General features: G+C 70.0%; 11 protein-coding genes. 7 read left to right on the top strand and 4 right to left on the bottom strand.

Going from position 1 to position 14,697, the window contains the following annotated elements; translation table 11 throughout:
• Nucleotides 1–243 precede the first annotated feature (243 nt).
• The 4 genes from VB080_RS10740 to dacB form a co-directional block, all read right to left on the bottom strand.
• Nucleotides 244–2,865 (bottom strand): LuxR C-terminal-related transcriptional regulator, encoded by a 2,622-nt coding sequence (locus VB080_RS10740; RefSeq protein ID WP_323418441.1) that lies wholly within the window; start codon nt 2,863–2,865, stop codon nt 244–246.
• 58 nt (nt 2,866–2,923) lie between these two features.
• A complete protein-coding gene (gene tilS / locus VB080_RS10735) occupies nt 2,924–3,871 on the bottom strand; it encodes a tRNA lysidine(34) synthetase TilS (RefSeq protein ID WP_323418440.1) in 948 nt (315 codons plus the stop codon).
• Nucleotides 3,871–4,911, bottom strand: coding sequence for a zinc-dependent metalloprotease (locus VB080_RS10730; RefSeq protein WP_323418439.1), 1,041 nt, complete (start codon nt 4,909–4,911; stop codon nt 3,871–3,873). The genes tilS and VB080_RS10730 overlap by 1 nt, the downstream gene beginning before the upstream one ends.
• Before the next feature lie 109 nt (nt 4,912–5,020).
• On the bottom strand, nt 5,021–6,361 hold the full coding sequence (dacB, locus tag VB080_RS10725; RefSeq protein WP_323418438.1) for a D-alanyl-D-alanine carboxypeptidase/D-alanyl-D-alanine-endopeptidase: 1,341 nt from the start codon (nt 6,359–6,361) through the stop codon (nt 5,021–5,023).
• 325 nt (nt 6,362–6,686) lie between these two features.
• Here dacB and VB080_RS10720 point away from each other — a divergent pair, with 325 nt between their 5' ends.
• From VB080_RS10720 to VB080_RS10690, 7 genes are all read left to right on the top strand, one after another.
• Nucleotides 6,687–7,253, top strand: a complete 567-nt coding sequence (locus VB080_RS10720; RefSeq protein WP_323418437.1) for an inorganic diphosphatase — start codon at nt 6,687–6,689, stop codon at nt 7,251–7,253.
• A 22-nt stretch (nt 7,254–7,275) separates the two neighbouring features.
• Complete coding sequence (locus tag VB080_RS10715) at nt 7,276–7,773, top strand: SixA phosphatase family protein (protein WP_323418436.1); 498 nt, start codon at nt 7,276–7,278, stop codon at nt 7,771–7,773.
• A 66-nt stretch (nt 7,774–7,839) separates the two neighbouring features.
• On the top strand, nt 7,840–8,715 hold the full coding sequence (locus tag VB080_RS10710; RefSeq protein ID WP_323418435.1) for a metallophosphoesterase: 876 nt from the start codon (nt 7,840–7,842) through the stop codon (nt 8,713–8,715).
• 113 nt (nt 8,716–8,828) lie between these two features.
• Entirely contained in the window at nt 8,829–10,595 is a 1,767-nt protein-coding gene (locus VB080_RS10705) for an FAD-binding oxidoreductase (RefSeq protein ID WP_323418434.1), read from the top strand.
• A 271-nt stretch (nt 10,596–10,866) separates the two neighbouring features.
• Complete coding sequence (locus VB080_RS10700) at nt 10,867–11,712, top strand: hypothetical protein (RefSeq protein ID WP_323418433.1); 846 nt, start codon at nt 10,867–10,869, stop codon at nt 11,710–11,712.
• Nucleotides 11,709–13,955: an SDR family oxidoreductase gene (locus VB080_RS10695; RefSeq protein WP_323418432.1), complete on the top strand. Its 2,247-nt coding sequence runs from the start codon at nt 11,709–11,711 to the stop codon at nt 13,953–13,955. The genes VB080_RS10700 and VB080_RS10695 overlap by 4 nt, the downstream gene beginning before the upstream one ends.
• The coding region (locus VB080_RS10690) for a ferritin-like domain-containing protein (protein WP_323418431.1) at nt 13,955–14,697 on the top strand (743 nt) is incomplete at its 3' end. The genes VB080_RS10695 and VB080_RS10690, both read left to right, overlap by 1 nt.

Genomic DNA, 14,697 nt, shown 5'->3' with positions numbered 1-14,697 from the left:
ACCAGTGATCGCCGGCGCACACCGGTCTCGGCGGGCCGTGGGGGTTGCACGACAGGCACCGATGCTGGCCCAGCCCACCGCGCCGAATCACCCTGTGGAAGGCCAATTCACCCCATTCACCCGAAATCTGGTACCGGGCTTAAACCGACGTGAGCCGGGCCGTCCCTCGACCCGCTACTGCCGCCGGTCACGCCCGTCGCGACCAGCCCATCGCCGGATTCGGGGGGAGGCCAGTGGTTCCGACTACTCGTCCGGCAACTCGGCGGCGCGACCGGAGGCGGACGGGCCGAGGAGGCCGAGTTCACGCGCCACCGCCAGCGCCGACTGCCGTGAGTTGACCCCGAGCTTGCGGTAGACGCTCTGCAGCTGTGTCTTGACGGTGTGCGGCGAGACAACCAGCGCCTCGGCGATCGCGCGGGTGCCGTCGTGCTCGGCGAGGGCGGCGAGCACAACGCGTTCGCGACTGGTCAGGTCGGTGACCGGCAACGCCGCCACCTGGCCGGTGACAGGCACCTCCAGGTACCGCACCAGGCCCGGGGAGGACTGCTGCCGGGCGAACTCTGTCAGCACCCGGCGATGCCGGGGGTCGAGCAGGGCGACATGGAGCCGAGGCCCGTAGTTCTCCCAGGCGACCGCCGCGGCATCCAGCCAGGAACGGGCAAGGGCGGTCTCGGCCTGGCCCAGGGCGGCCACCGCCGCGATGGTCTGGGTCTCGACGCGGGTGCGGATGGTGTGGCCGGGCAGGTCCACCAGCGCACGCGCCCGGCGCAGCGCCTCCCGGTCATGGCCCTGCACCAGCAGCGAGGTCAGCCGGGCCCAGGCCAGGTACGGGCTGTCGGGGTCGTGCGCAGCCAGCAGCCGGGCGGCGGAGCGGTGATCCCCGCAGGCCATCTGGGCCAGGGCAAGTGCAGCGTGCAGGTGCTCGGTGCCGATGTTGTCGCCGATACCCGGAGGCGCAGCGATGGCACCGAGTTCGCGGGTGACCCGTTCGGCCTCGGCCTGGGCCTGGCCCAGACCGTGCCGGGCGAGGACGCCGGCCGTGGCGAAGAACGGCCAGTACTCGTTGAGCGGCATGTACTCGCGGGCGTCCCGGAGGATGTCGACCGCCTCGGCGAAGGCGAGCCGGTCCAGGCAGGCGTAGGCCTCGGCGAGCAGGCCGAGGCCGTTCATCGAGGTGTGGCGCATCTCGGCCGGCCAGGTGTCGCCGTCGATGGCGGACACCAGGGCGTCGGCCTGCAGGGGCTCGCCGGCGAAGGCACGGATGCCTGCGACGTAGACCAGCGAGTAGGCGCGTGGTGCGGGACGGGTGCACAGCGCGACGGAGCGGCTCGCCGCCGCGATCGCCTCCTGGACCCGGCCGCCCTGCAGCAGCGAGTAGCTCAGCTGGCGCAGGATGGTCCCGACATGCTCCCCGAACTGGGCCAGGAGCTCCGGAGCAAGCTCGTCGACCTGGCGCACCACCACCCGGGTGGCCTCACAGGATTCCCGCCACGACAGTGCCAGGCGCTGGGCGATGGCTCGCATGGCGTTCAGCGAGAAGACGTCGATCGCCGGCTCGAGGTAGGCCGGCATGACCGGCGACTCAATGGCGATCCGGAAGATCCGGGGCGCCTGGGTCCGCTGGGCGGGGTTCGCCATCAGCGCCAGCCCCAGCCCGAAGGCGAGCATCGGATGGTCGGGCAGTACCGATTCGGGAATCTGCTGGAGGCTGGTCAGGAACCGGTCGGAGATGTAGCTGTCGGGATTGCTGATCACCACCGAGACGAAGACCCGGTCGGCCAGGGCCCAGTCGCCGCCGTCCACCGCGAACTGCAGCGCCTGGTCGACCACCTCCTCGTTGTCGAGCAGCCACTGCGCGGTGGTGACGCAGGACGTCCGGAACCGGTCGGGGCTGCCCAGCGCGCGCAGCCGGAAGCTGTCGCGAATCGTCTCGACGTACTGGAAGACCGGCCGGCCGCGGGCGTAGGGAATCCACCGGCCGAACCCATTGCGCTCCAGCATCTCCAGGAGCTGTCGCGCCTCGCCGTTCCCGCTCAGCCTGCCGGCCAGTTCCAGGTCGACATAGGGCGGCACGCTGGTGTCGGTCACGAAACCGATGACGTCGGGATCCTGCAGCAGCGACTCCAGCCGGGCGCCGACCACCGCATTCCACTCCACGGAGTCGAGCCGCGGGATCCGGCCGAGCTGGGCCAGTGCGAGCACCACCGCGCGCACGGTCAGGGGGAAGCCCCTGGTCGCTCGCGCCACCGAGGCTGTCAGGCGCTGGTCGCGGATCCCGGTCTGGCTCGCGATCAGCGCTCCCACCTCGTCGGTGGTGAGGGCGAGTTCGCTCAGCGTGATCACCCGGACGACCCCACCCGGCGGATCCAGGTCGACCAAGTCCGTCCGGCCCCGGGTGGTGACCACGACCCGGAGCCCGGGCACCGCGTACAGCAGCTGCGCGAGGTCCGCGTCGATCACGGGCATCAACGCACCGAGGTGCTCGTAGGCGTCCAGCACGATGACCACCGGACCGGCGTAGGCCAACAGTGTGGCGGCGATCCGCACCGGATCGACAGCCAGGTCGATCTGCTCCTCGACCCGCGCGGCAGTCTGCCGCGGCAGGTCGCCGTGTCTGGCAGCGATGCCCGCGACATGGCGCCAGAAGGCCCGCCGGGTGCCGATCCCCGGTCCGAGCGAGACCCAGACGATCTCCGCCGGGCCGGGTTGTTGGAGCGCCCAGCTCCGCACCAGGGTGGTCTTCCCAGCACCGCTGGGCCCCTGCGCTATGCACACCCGCACCAGCGAGGAGTCGAGCACCTGATGCAGCCGAGGACGTTCCACCACGCCCGCGATCGCCGCTGCCTGGCCGGGTTCGCTCGCCATGGACAAGTTGTATCAGGCTGCTTCCCGGGTCCGGCACCCCATGCCCAGCACGCGTGCGTCAGGCCGCCGGCTCGGCGCGCAGGGTATCGTGTCGGCGGCGGACGCGAAGGCCGGGCAGGTCGACCGGTCCCTGACCGTGCCAGTCGGTGACCAGGGCGTCGACCGTCCAGACGTGGGTCGCGGACAGGTCGCGGCCACCCTGGCCGGCGAGCCAGGACTTCACCACCCGGTGGCGCAGTGCGTCGGGCAGGTCTGCCAGCCAGCCGACGTCGAGCCGTTCCCCACCGCGGGCGGCGAACTCGGCGGCGGCCAGTCCGTCCAGCAGGTCGGCGTCGGCGCGGGCCAGCCGGGCGGTGCGGGCCAGCGCCTCGGCCACCCCCGGACCGAGTTCAGCCTCCATCTTCGGCATCACCTTGCGGCGCACCCGGACCCGGGCGTAGCGGTAGGCGAAGTTCTCCGGGTCGTCCCAGACCGTCAGGCCGAGCTCCTCACAGGCCTGCCGGGTGACCTCGGCACGCAGCCCGAGGAAGGGACGGACGAACCGTCCGCGCCGGGCCGGCATCCCGGCCAGCGACCGCGTCCCCGAACCGCGGGCCAGGCCCAGCAGTACGCTCTCGGCCTGGTCGTCGAGGGTGTGGCCGAGCAGCACGATCTCCTCGCCCCGGGCGGCGGCGGTCAACGCCTCGTAGCGGGCGGTGCGGGCGGCGGCCTCGATCCCGTCGCGGTTGCGGTCGACCACGACGCTCATCGCCAACGCCTCGATGCCCTGCTCCCCCAGCTGGCGAACCACGGTCTCGGCGATCTCCCGTGACCCTGGCTGCAGGCCGTGGTCGATCACCACCACCCGGACCGCCAGCCCCCGGCGCCGGGCGACGATGGACGCCGCCGCCGCCAGCGCCAACGAGTCGGCACCACCCGAGCAGCCCACCAGCATCGGGCCGCTGGCCACCGCCTCGACTGCCTGCACCACCGCCAGCGTGGCCGGCCCGAGAGCCCGTTTCGCCATCAGCGGGCCACCCGCGCCAGCCACTGCTGCGGATCGTGGATCTCGGCCAGGGTGGGCAGCATCGACGGCTGGCTGAAAGCCAGGTTCAGCACGTCCAGGCCGGCCCTGTCCAGCACCGCGTTGCAGAAGGCGGCGCCGTCGCGGTACTGGTCGCGTTTGAGGTCCATGCCGAGCAGCTTGCCCAGCAGGGCCGACCACCCACCGCGGTCACGGTGCCCCTCGAACGCCCGCCGGATCACCGGAAGGGTCGGCAGCAGCGGGGTACCGGCGCGGTCCATCATCACGTCCGCGTGGCCCTCCAGGAGCGACATGATCGCTGTCATCTGGTCGAAGGTGGCCCGCTGTTCGGGATCGATCACCAGGTCGGCGACGGAACGCTGGCGGTCGCCTGTCGCATCTGGCCGCTCCTTCGGCCCACCGACCCCGAGAGCAGCGGCCGCACCCGTCACGGCAGTGACGGTGTCCTGCAGTTCGCCCACCTCGAGGAGCTCCCGCATCATCCCCACCAGGTGTCCGGGAAGCCAGGGCGCGTAACCGAACTGGGCCTGGTGGGTCTGCTCGTGCAGGCAGATCCACAGCCGGAAATCGGTCGGGTTCACCCCCAGTTGGCGCTCCACCGACACCACGTTGGGCGCTACCAGCAACAGCCGCCGGGGTTGGACGAAGGGGTCGAACTGGCCCAGGATGCGCGGGGCCATGGCGGCGAACACCGCCCCCGCCTGCACACCGATCGTGCGGCCGCGTACCCGGTCGACGGGGTTCGACGGTGTTGTCCGGCCGCCGAGGCCGGCCAGGATGGACTCCGCGGAGCGTGCCATCGCGCGGATCCAGCCGGCTCGGTCGACAACCAGCGTCAGGGCGTCGGACGGGGTGCCCATCCCGGAGACCTCGGCCACGTGCACCGGCGCCTTCGTGGCCGCCGCACGCAATGCGTCCACCACCTCCGCGATGTGACCCGGGCTGAGCTCCGGCCCTGGATGGACGGCCTGCCGTCCGGTTCGCGCGGCCTGCTCGAAGTCGACGTAGGGCACCTGCTCCATAGGGGCAACTGTAGGTGCTGACTGCCGGATCGGCCTCCCGGCCCGCTCTCACCGAAGGTTCGATGCGGTTCGACACGACGGTCCCGTCGAACCACGGAACCGATGGTCGCTAGCGGCAGCCGCAGCCCGCCAGGACGGCGGCAGTCCGGTCGAGCCAGTTGTAGGCGGTGGTCTGGCCGACCGCCTGGTTGGCCATTGCGGCGAAGACCAGGACGGCACCGTCCTTGGTCTCCACATACCCGGCCAGGCTCGCCACCCCGGCCAGGGTTCCGGTCTTGGCGTGCACCCGTCCCCGTCCGGCGGCCTCCTGGGGGTCGTCGAACCGCTTCTTCAGCGTGCCGTTCTTCCCGGCCACCGGGAAGCCCTGCCCGACTCCCGCCAGCGAGGGCGTGATCAGCATTCCCGAGATCGCCTTGGCCAGGACCGACGGACTCACCTTCGACTGCTTGGACAGCCCGCTGCCGTCATCGATCACCATGCCGTCGGCCCACCAGCCGCGCTGCTTCAGCCAGCCGGCGACAGCCTTGCCCGCACCGGTGAAACTCGGGTCGGCACCGGAGCCGAGGGCCATCTGCCGGGCCAGGATGTCGGCACCGACGTTGTTGCTGTACCGCAGCACCGCGCCGATCACCTCGGTCAGCGGCGCGGACTGCACGGCGGCCACCGCCTCGGCCTTGCCCGCCGTGCGCGACGTGCCCAGCTTCACCGTCACGCCGACCGCCTTGAGCTGGTTGGCGAAGGCTTCGGCGGCGGCCTTGGGCGGGTTGGGGTGCGCCACGTACTGGCTCTTGCGTCCGTTGTTGACCGACAGCGCGGTCACCTTCGGGTACACCGCCTGCCAGGGCTTGGGCCAGTGCGGGTTCCAGCTCGGCCCGGTGAACAGCGTCGTGTCCCAGTCGAGCACCAGGCTGCCGCCGCGCTCGGGCAACGCTGCCGCGGTGGCTTCGGCGAGCTCCTGTAGCGAGGCCGCCTCGAAGGCCTTGGACGACTTCTTGTCGGTCAGGTACGGGTCACCGCCACCCACCAGCACCAGGTGGCCGTCCGAGGCGGTCACGACCCGGGTGGTGAACCGGTGGTCGGCGCCGAGGGTGTCGAGCACCGCCAGCGCGGTGAGCACCTTCATCGTCGACGCCGGCGTCATCGGGACGTCCCCGCGGCTGGTCAGCACCGTGGCGCTGGCCGGGTCCATCACCACGGTGCCGGTGGCGGCGATCCCCTTAGCCGAGACCTTGCCGAGGGCCGCCTTCAGCTTGGCGGGGGTCGGCAGCGGAGGGACGATCGGCGAGGGCTGCGGTGTCGCCGCCGTCCCGGACGGGCTGGGAGTGGCCGCAGCGGTGGTGGCGCGCGGGGAGGACGTCGCGCCCGGGCTGGCCGACGGGACGGTCAGCGAGCCGGCCGCCGGCGACTCCGGAGGGATGATCCCGCACCCCACCAGGCCGGTCAGCGCCACTGCGGCGAGCCCGCCGCTCAATGTCCGGCTGGGGCGCCGGCTGCCGCGCGGTGGCGGTGAACCGGCGGCCGTCGGTAGGTTCGCCCGGCGTCCAAGGACCGGGGATGGTCGCCGTGTGGCATGACCCTTCGGTTCTCGGCTGGCCTTCGCCACCAGACCGGCCGGCATCACCGCCGCCTCCTGAAAGTCACAACATCCGTCCGATCCGGTGCACAACGCCGCCTGCTTCTCCCACACCGGTGACCGGCATGAGCCACAACGCCGCGCCGGGGACTATCCTCGGCGCAGGCATATCCATGATGACAGAGAGCCCGAGGTGTCCCGGATGACCCACCCGTCTTTCGCCCTGCCGAAGATCCAGCCGAACCTGCACTTCGACGTGACCATTGAGATCCCCAAGGGGACCAAGAACAAGTACGAGATGGACCACCACACCGGTCGCATCCGGCTCGATCGCACCCTGTTCACCTCCACCCAGTACCCCAACGACTACGGCTTCATCGAGGGCACCCTGGGCCAGGACGGCGACCCGCTGGACGCCATGGTGCTCGTCCCCGAGCCGACCTTCCCCGGAGCCCTGATCGAGTGCCGGGCGATCGGGATGTTCCGGATGAAGGACGAGATGGGCGGTGACGACAAGGTGCTCTGCATCCCGGTCGCCGACCAGCGGCAGTCCAATATCAAGGAACTCACCGACCTGGCGAACCTGAGCCTGCTGGAGATCGAGCACTTCTTCACCGTCTACAAGGATCTGGAGCCCGGCAAGTCGGTCGAGGGCGCGGTCTGGGTCGGCCGATCGGAGGCCGAGATGGAGATCCGGGCCAGCTGGGAACGGGCCTCCGGCACCAGCTACGAGAACGAGTTCACCCGCACGAAGCCGGCCGGACGCTGAGACCGGCGGGGCACCGCCCGTCATGGCCTCCCCCCGTGGCCGTCGCCTCTACGTGATGCGACATGCCCAGGCGGCAGCGTTCGCCGCCTCCGGGGGCGGGGACAGCGATCGTCCGCTCACCGGCCACGGCCGCGAGCAGGCCCAGGCGGTGGGACGGCTGCTCGCCGGCGCCGGCATCGAGCGACTGCTGGTCTCCTCCGCCGCCCGGGCGCGGCAGACCGCCGCCGAACTCGGGCTGGCCGTCTCGCCGACGGTGATCGAGGCGCTCTACAACTGCCCGGCCGGCCGGATCGCCACCGAGGTCTCCCGTCTGCCCGAGTACGTCACCGCCGTCCTGGTGGTGGGCCACTACCCCGGCATTCCCGGGCTGGTGCACAGCCTGGCCGACCCGGCGTCCGACCGGGACGAACTCGGCGCGCTGGCCCGGCTGTTCCCGCCGGCCACCCTGGTCGAACTGGCGGTGGGCGACCCCTGGTCGCAGCTCCACCGCGCCCATCTGGTGGCCGTCCACCGGCCCTGATCCCAACCGGCCGGTTCAGCGCGGGACGCCGGCCGTGCCACCGTCCCGGCAACCAGAAGGAGTCCGATGCGCACCCCGGAGCACACCCGTCCCGACCATGTGCTGGCGCACCTCAGCGACACCCATCTGCGCCACCCGGACGACCCGCTGGTGGGTGGGGTGATCGACCCGCGGGTACCGCTGTCCGAGTTGCTCGCCGGCCTGCTGCTCAGCGGGCACGCCCCTGAGGCGCTGGTGGTGACCGGTGACCTTTCCGACGACGCCACCCCTCACTCCTACCGTGAACTGCGTGCCTTGGTCGACCCGATCGCCGAAGCGATCGGCGCCGGTGTGATCTGGCTGAACGGTAACCACGACTCGCGGACGGTGTTCCGCGCCGAGATTCTGGCGGAGCCGGAGAGCGGCGGCCCGGTCAACCAGGTGCACTGGCTCGGTGGCCTGCGGGTGCTCTGCCTGGACAGCACCGTCCCCGGCGAGGACTACGGCCGGGTGGCTCCGGAATCGTTGGACTGGCTGGCCGCCGAACTGGCCGATCCCGCGCCCGAGGGGACGATCCTGGCCATGCACCACGCCCCGCTGCCGGTGGTGCAGGACCTGGCGGCGGCCTGGGAACTGCTCGACCAGGCCCTGCTCGCGGAGGTGGTGACCGGCAGCGACGTCCGGACGATCCTCGCCGGGCACTTCCACCAGAGCAGCTTCGGGACCTTCGCCGGCGTCCCAGTGGCGGCGGCCACGTCCACCTGCCAGACCCAGGACCTGTTCACTGGACGGGCGATGCGCGGCCAGGCGTCCGGTCAGGGCTTCACCCTGGTGCACGTCCACCCCGACACCGTCCACCACGTGGTGGTGCCGATCGGGCGGGGAGACACGGTGATCCCGCTGACCACCGTCGAGGAGTCGCATACCCGGCTGGCACGGCGAGGGGTGGTCTTCCCGCAGTGACCCCTGACCCGATGCTGGTCAGCAGCGACGACCTGACGAACGTCGACTACGCTGCCTGAACCCAGCTGGCATCGGCTGCCAGATCTTCACGCTCTCAGGCAAGGACCGCACCTATGGCTGACAAATCCCTGAACCGCGACACCTCGACGCTCGATCCGACGCCGTGGGGGCACCGCTGGGGATACCGCGACACCAAACTGTTCGTTCACCCCGACCAGTCGGTTGAGATGACCGGCGAGCGCTACAACCTGTGCGGCTACCGCATGCCCTACCTGATCCCGTTCATCAACAACGAGCTGAACGTGACCATCGATTTCTCCAGCGCGCGTCCGGAGACAGCCCGGCCGAAGCTCACCCCGGTGAATCGCAACGAGGCCTTCCTGGCCGCGCTCGCCGGGGTGCTGCGGACCGACCAGTTCACCACCGACGACCCCGAGCGTCTGCTGCACAGCCACGGGCAGACCACCACCGAGGAGGTCTCGCGGGTGCTGTTCGACAACCTCGACCGCACCGTCGACCTGGTGGTCTGGCCGGAAGGCGACGAGGACTGCCAGGCGCTGGTCACCCTCGCCGGCGAGCACGGGGTGTGCCTGATCCCCTACGGTGGCGGGACGAACGTGAGCAGCGCGCTGCTGATCCCCGCGGGCGAGGACCGGATGGTCGTCTCGGTCGACACCAAGCGGATGAACGCGATCCTGTCCATCGACCGGGCCAACCTGACCGCCACCGTCCAGGCCGGCGTCCAGGGCAGCCGGCTAGAGGAACTGCTCGCCAAGGAGGGCCTCACCTGCGGGCACGAGCCCGACAGCGTCGAGCTGTCCACCCTGGGCGGCTGGATCGCCACCAACGCGTCCGGGATGAAGAAGAACCGCTACGGCAATATCGAGGACCTGGTCGAGAACATCACCCTGGTGACGCCGTCGGGGGTGATCGAGCAGCGCTACTCCTCGCCGCGGCAATCGCCCGGCATCCAGTTGCAGAAGGCGCTGTTCGGCAGCGAGGGCAACCTGGGGCTGATCACCAAGGCGGTGATCCACGTCCATCCGCTGCCCGAGGTGAAGAAGTACGGCTCGGTGATCTTCTCCGACTGGCAGACCGGCGTGGCCTTCATGGAGGCGTTGAACCGGACCGGGGTGAAGCCGGCCAGCATCCGGTTGGTCGACAACCTGCAGTTCCGGCTGGGGCAGTCGCTGAAGGCCGCCCCGACCGGGTCGAAGGTGCTGATGGGCAAGGTCGAGCAGATCTTCGTGACGAAGATCAAGGGCTTCGACCACCACACCATGGTGGCCGCGACCATCGTCTACGAGGGGTCGGCCGAGGAGGTCGCTCTGCAGGAGAAGGTGGTGGCCGCCACTGCCAAGCAGTTCGGTGGCGTGCAGGGCGGCTCGGGCAACGGCGAGCGGGGCTACATGCTGACCTACGCGATTGCCTACATCCGCGACTTCCTCGCCGACTACTACATCATCGGCGAGACCTACGAGACCACGGTGCCCTGGGACCGGATCCACGACGTCTGTGACGCCGTCGAGCGGGTTGCCAACTCCGAGCACCAGCGGCTGGGCTTCCCCGGCCGTCCGTTCACCTCGCCGCGGGTCACGCAGATGTACCACTCCGGGGTCTGCATCTACTTCACCCACGGTCTCTACCACCGCGGCACCGAGAACGGCGAGGAGAAGTTCGCCGAGATGGAGCGCACCATTCGCGCCGCGATCATGGACGCCGGCGGCTCGATCTCGCACCACCATGGCGTCGGCAAGCTCCGCAAGCCCTTCGTCGACCGGGTGGCCTCCCCCGAAACCGTCGAGGCGGTCAAGGCGCTGAAGCAGGCCGTCGACCCGAAGAACGTCTTCGGCGTCGGCAACAACGTCTTCGCCCGCTGACCCGTCGTCTTCGCCCGCTGGGTCGTCCTGCCCTGACCCGAATCGGAACCGTTCTGCTCGAGTTCCCATTCGGGGTCGCAGGCCCGATTCGAGTCGGAGAGAGCGACAGAGAGTGACAGAGTCATCACGGCATGAATATGGGTAGCTTTCCTCCGCTTGGCGGGCAGCGGCGGTTGCGTTCCGGTCCGCTGGTAGCGTGCCTCTCACCCGCTGGGGTAGGGCAGGCAACCCTTCCTCGTTGCGTATTGGCTGCACCTTCGGAGGAGACCGCATGACCCGGCACGGCGACTCGTCGGATTCGACGGGAATCGTCCCGGCAGCCGAGTTCGACGTGAGGCAATTCGCGCGCGAGGCGCACGGCAGCCACCGCGCCAGCCTGCAACTCGAACGCTACGAGCAGGCTCCACTCGACCCGGCCACCCTCGAGATCGTCGATCTGCTGGGACGGCTGGAGCGCAGTGCGCTGAGCTATCTGCGCAGCGTGCTGGTCACCCCCACCCACAAGGACGCGCGGCTGACCGCCTTCCTGGTCACCTGGGCCTACGAGAAGTACTGGGTGGCCGACGCCCTCGAGTTGGTCGTCGCGGCCCATCCGGGCTACGCACCGTCCGTCACCGGCGGGGTACCGCGGATCGCCCGGCTGCGGCACGGGTTCGGTGAGCGGATGGAGCCGATCCGGGAGTCGGTGGTGTCCAACCTGATCGGTGAGGACGTGATCGCCGTCCACACCCTCACCGGCGCGCTGGACGAGTGGATTACCCAGGCCGCCTATGAGTCGCTGCTGGCGGCGGGCGACAACGAGGAGTTCCAGCACACCCTGGAACTGTTGCTGCCGGTGAAGCGCCGGCACGGCGAGTATTTCGCCGCCGACGCCCGTGATCGGCTGGCCGCCTCACCGAAGGCGGCACCACTGGCCCGCCGCCGGCTGCGGCGGGCGGCCTTCCCGCTCGGCGCACCGGAGGAGCCGCCGGCGCTGCTCGCCCGTCTGCTCGGCGAGGTGATTCCCGCCCGTGAGTTGGCAGCGATCGACCTGCGGTTCAACGCGTTCGAAGGCCTCGCAGGACTCGATCTGGTGGCCGCCGCTGCTGGCCGCGCGGCGAAGGCGTCCGGGCGATGAGCGTCGACCTCGGGAACGCCAGGATCCTGCTCACCGGTGGCACCGGCTTCGTCGGACAGGCCATCCTGGAACGCTTGCTCAGCAGCCATCCCGACACCACGATCCTGGTTCTCGGCCGGCCGAAGGGGTCGCTCAGCGCCCAGCACCGGGTGGAGAACCTGCTTCGCAAGCCGGTCTTCTCCCGCTGGAAACAGGCCGTCGGCGCCGACGAGGCGGCCCGGCAGTTCGCCGCCCGGGTGTTCGTGGTCGAGGGCGGCCTGGGCACGCTCGGGCCCGAGCCGGAGAAGCTCGACCTGGTGCTGCACAGCGCCAGTTCGGTCAACTTCGACGACCCGATCGACCAGGCCTTCGCGACCAATGTCACCGGGGTCTCCCGGCTCTACCAGGGGCTGCTCGACGCCGGCGCCGACCCGCACGTCGTCCACGTCTCGACCGCCTACGTCAACGGCGCCCGCAAGGGGCTGGTGACCGAGGGCCCGGTGCAGCACGACGTCGACTGGCGGGCGGAGGAACAGGCAGCCCTGTCGGCCCGCTCCCGGGTGGACGTGCGCTCGCGCGCCCCCGAAGAGCTGAGCCGATTCCTGCGCGAGGCCCGGCAGCAGGTCGGCAAGGTGGGCCCGCAGGCTGTCGCCGAGGCCACCGAGTCCGCCCGCCGCGCCTGGGTGGACGAGCAGCTGGTCGAGTACGGCCGCGCCCGTGCCCAGAGCCTTGGCTGGACGGACGCCTACACGCTCACCAAGGCGCTGGCCGAACGGCTGGCCGAGGAACTGTGGCTGGGCAACCGACACCGACTGAGCGTGGTGCGCCCGTCCATCATCGAGAGCGCGCTGCGGCACCCCTATCCCGGCTGGATCGACGGTTTCAAGGTCGCCGATCCGCTGATCATGGCCTACGGCAAGGGGCAGCTGCCCGAGTTCCCCGGGCTGCCGGACAGCGTGCTGGACATCGTCCCGGTCGATTTCGTGGTCAACGCCGTGCTGGCCGCTGCCGCGACCGAGGGCCGCCGGGACCGCGCCCGGTACTTTCAGGTGGTCTCCGGCGCCAGCAACCCGCTCCCGATCCACCAGATGTACGAGAACATCCGCAGCTACTTCACCGCCAACCCCGTCCCGGGCGCGGATGGGCCGACCAGTGTTCCGGCCTGGCAGTTTCCGGGCGGTATCCAGTTCGAGAACGGCCTGAAGCGCAAGGAGTCGCGGGCGAAGTTCGCCGCCTCGGCGTTGTCCCGGTTGCCGGCCACCTCGCGCTCGCGAGCTCTGGTCGACTCACTCAACTCGACCCAGCAGAAGTTGCAGTTGCTGCGCCAGTTCTCCGAGCTGTACCAGGCCTACGTCCAGTCCGAGGTCGTCTTCGACGACGCCGCCACCCGCGAACTCGACCATCAGGTCAGCGACGGCCTAGGCGACACCGCCGGCTTCGACGTCACAGCGATTGACTGGAGCCGCTACCTGCAGGACGTCCACCTGCCCTCGATCACGTCGCTGACCCGCGCCTTCACCACCCGGGGCGGCCGTGCCGAACGGACCCAGAAGCCACTCGTCCCTGGGCCGGACGTGGTGGCGGTGTTCGACATGGAGGGCACCGTCCTGCACGCCAATCTGGTGCAGCAGTACCTGTGGCTGCGCAACTCCGAGCGAGACATGACGGCGGTGCCGCGCGAGGTCACCAAGATCCTCGCCCTGCTGCCGCGCTACCTGGCCGCCGAGCGACGCGACCGCAGCGAGTTCATCCGCAGTTTCCTGCGGCTGCACAAGGGCATGAAGGTGGCAGACATCCAGCGGTTCACCAGGGGCACGGTGGGCCGGCAGTTGCGTGCGCACCTCCTCTTTGATGCACTCGTCCGGGTGGCCGAGCACCGCGCCGCCGGGCACCATACCGTGCTGGTGACTGGCGGTGTCGACCTGCTTGCCGAGGTGGCCGCACCGTACTTCGACGAGGTGGTGGCCAGCGGCCTGCACGCCCGGGACGGGGTGCTCACCGGCTTCCTGGCGGCACCGCCGATCGTCGGAGAAGCTCGGGCGGCCTGGCTGCGCAGCTACGCGGACAGTCACGGCTTCGATCTGGCGAAGTCGTACGGTTATGGGGACAGCCAGGCGGACCGGTCGTGGTTGTCGCTGGTGGGCAATCCGGTGGCGGTGAATCCCGATCAGGGCCTCTATGGCTATGCCCGCAGCCGCCACTGGGACATCGTGGAGTGGAAGCGGACGGGTACGGTTGCCGTAACCGGGCAGGAAGGAAACTGATGGCATTCGACATCGATCAGTACGCGGAGACCTCCGAGGGTGTCACCTGGACGGACCTCGACTTCGATGCCTTCGACACCGCACCGCTGCCCGAGGACACCCTGCGCACCATCCGCTACATGTGCAATGTCGAGTACCACACGGTCTGCTACTTGCGTGACCTGCTGGTCACCCCGTCCCACAAGGAGCGCGATGTCAACGCGTTCATGACGATGTGGAACCGGGAGGAGTACTGGCACGGCGAGGCACTGGCCGCCGTCCTGGGCAAGCACGGCATCACCGTCGACTACGACGAGTTGAAGGCGGCGCGGGTGAAGCTGGAATGGAAGGACAAGTTGGCCCCGCTCAAGCAGTCCATTCTCGGCAACATTGTCGGCGAGGACTACATCGCCGTCCACATGAGCTGGGGGGCTGCCAACGAATGGAGCGCCACCGCCGCCTACCGCCGACTCGCCACTCTCGAGCAGCACCCGGCGCTGTCCCCGCTGCTGAAGCGGATCGGCCAACAGGAGACCCGGCACACCGCGTTCTATGCCACCCAGGCCCGCAAGCGGCTGGAGAAGTCGAAGGTCTCCCGGGCGCTGACCCGGCTGGCCCTGCAGAAGGCCTGGCGCCCGGTCGGTTCGTCCATCTCAGAACCCGAGGATCTCGACCATGTGATGAAGCACCTGTTCGACGGCGCCGACGGGTTGGCGGAGATCCGCCGAATCGACTCCAACATCGCCAAACTCCCCGGCATGGA

Origin of the sequence: Propionicimonas sp., from assembly GCF_034927565.1 — a bacterium.
Lineage (GTDB): Bacteria > Actinomycetota > Actinomycetes > Propionibacteriales > Propionibacteriaceae > Propionicimonas.
Note: the sequence above shows the minus strand (reverse complement) of the source record. Positions and strands in the feature narration are given on the sequence as shown.

Coding starts and splice junctions, on each gene's coding strand:
- VB080_RS10730 (WP_323418439.1), bottom strand. CDS start 4,911: ATGGAGCAGGTGCCCTACGTCGACTTCGAGCAGGCCGCGCGAACCGGA.
- VB080_RS10720 (WP_323418437.1), top strand. CDS start 6,687: ATGACCCACCCGTCTTTCGCCCTGCCGAAGATCCAGCCGAACCTGCAC.
- VB080_RS10705 (WP_323418434.1), top strand. CDS start 8,829: ATGGCTGACAAATCCCTGAACCGCGACACCTCGACGCTCGATCCGACG.
- VB080_RS10715 (WP_323418436.1), top strand. CDS start 7,276: ATGGCCTCCCCCCGTGGCCGTCGCCTCTACGTGATGCGACATGCCCAG.
- VB080_RS10740 (WP_323418441.1), bottom strand. CDS start 2,865: ATGGCGAGCGAACCCGGCCAGGCAGCGGCGATCGCGGGCGTGGTGGAA.
- VB080_RS10700 (WP_323418433.1), top strand. CDS start 10,867: ATGACCCGGCACGGCGACTCGTCGGATTCGACGGGAATCGTCCCGGCA.
- tilS (WP_323418440.1), bottom strand. CDS start 3,871: ATGGCGAAACGGGCTCTCGGGCCGGCCACGCTGGCGGTGGTGCAGGCA.
- VB080_RS10710 (WP_323418435.1), top strand. CDS start 7,840: ATGCGCACCCCGGAGCACACCCGTCCCGACCATGTGCTGGCGCACCTC.
- VB080_RS10695 (WP_323418432.1), top strand. CDS start 11,709: ATGAGCGTCGACCTCGGGAACGCCAGGATCCTGCTCACCGGTGGCACC.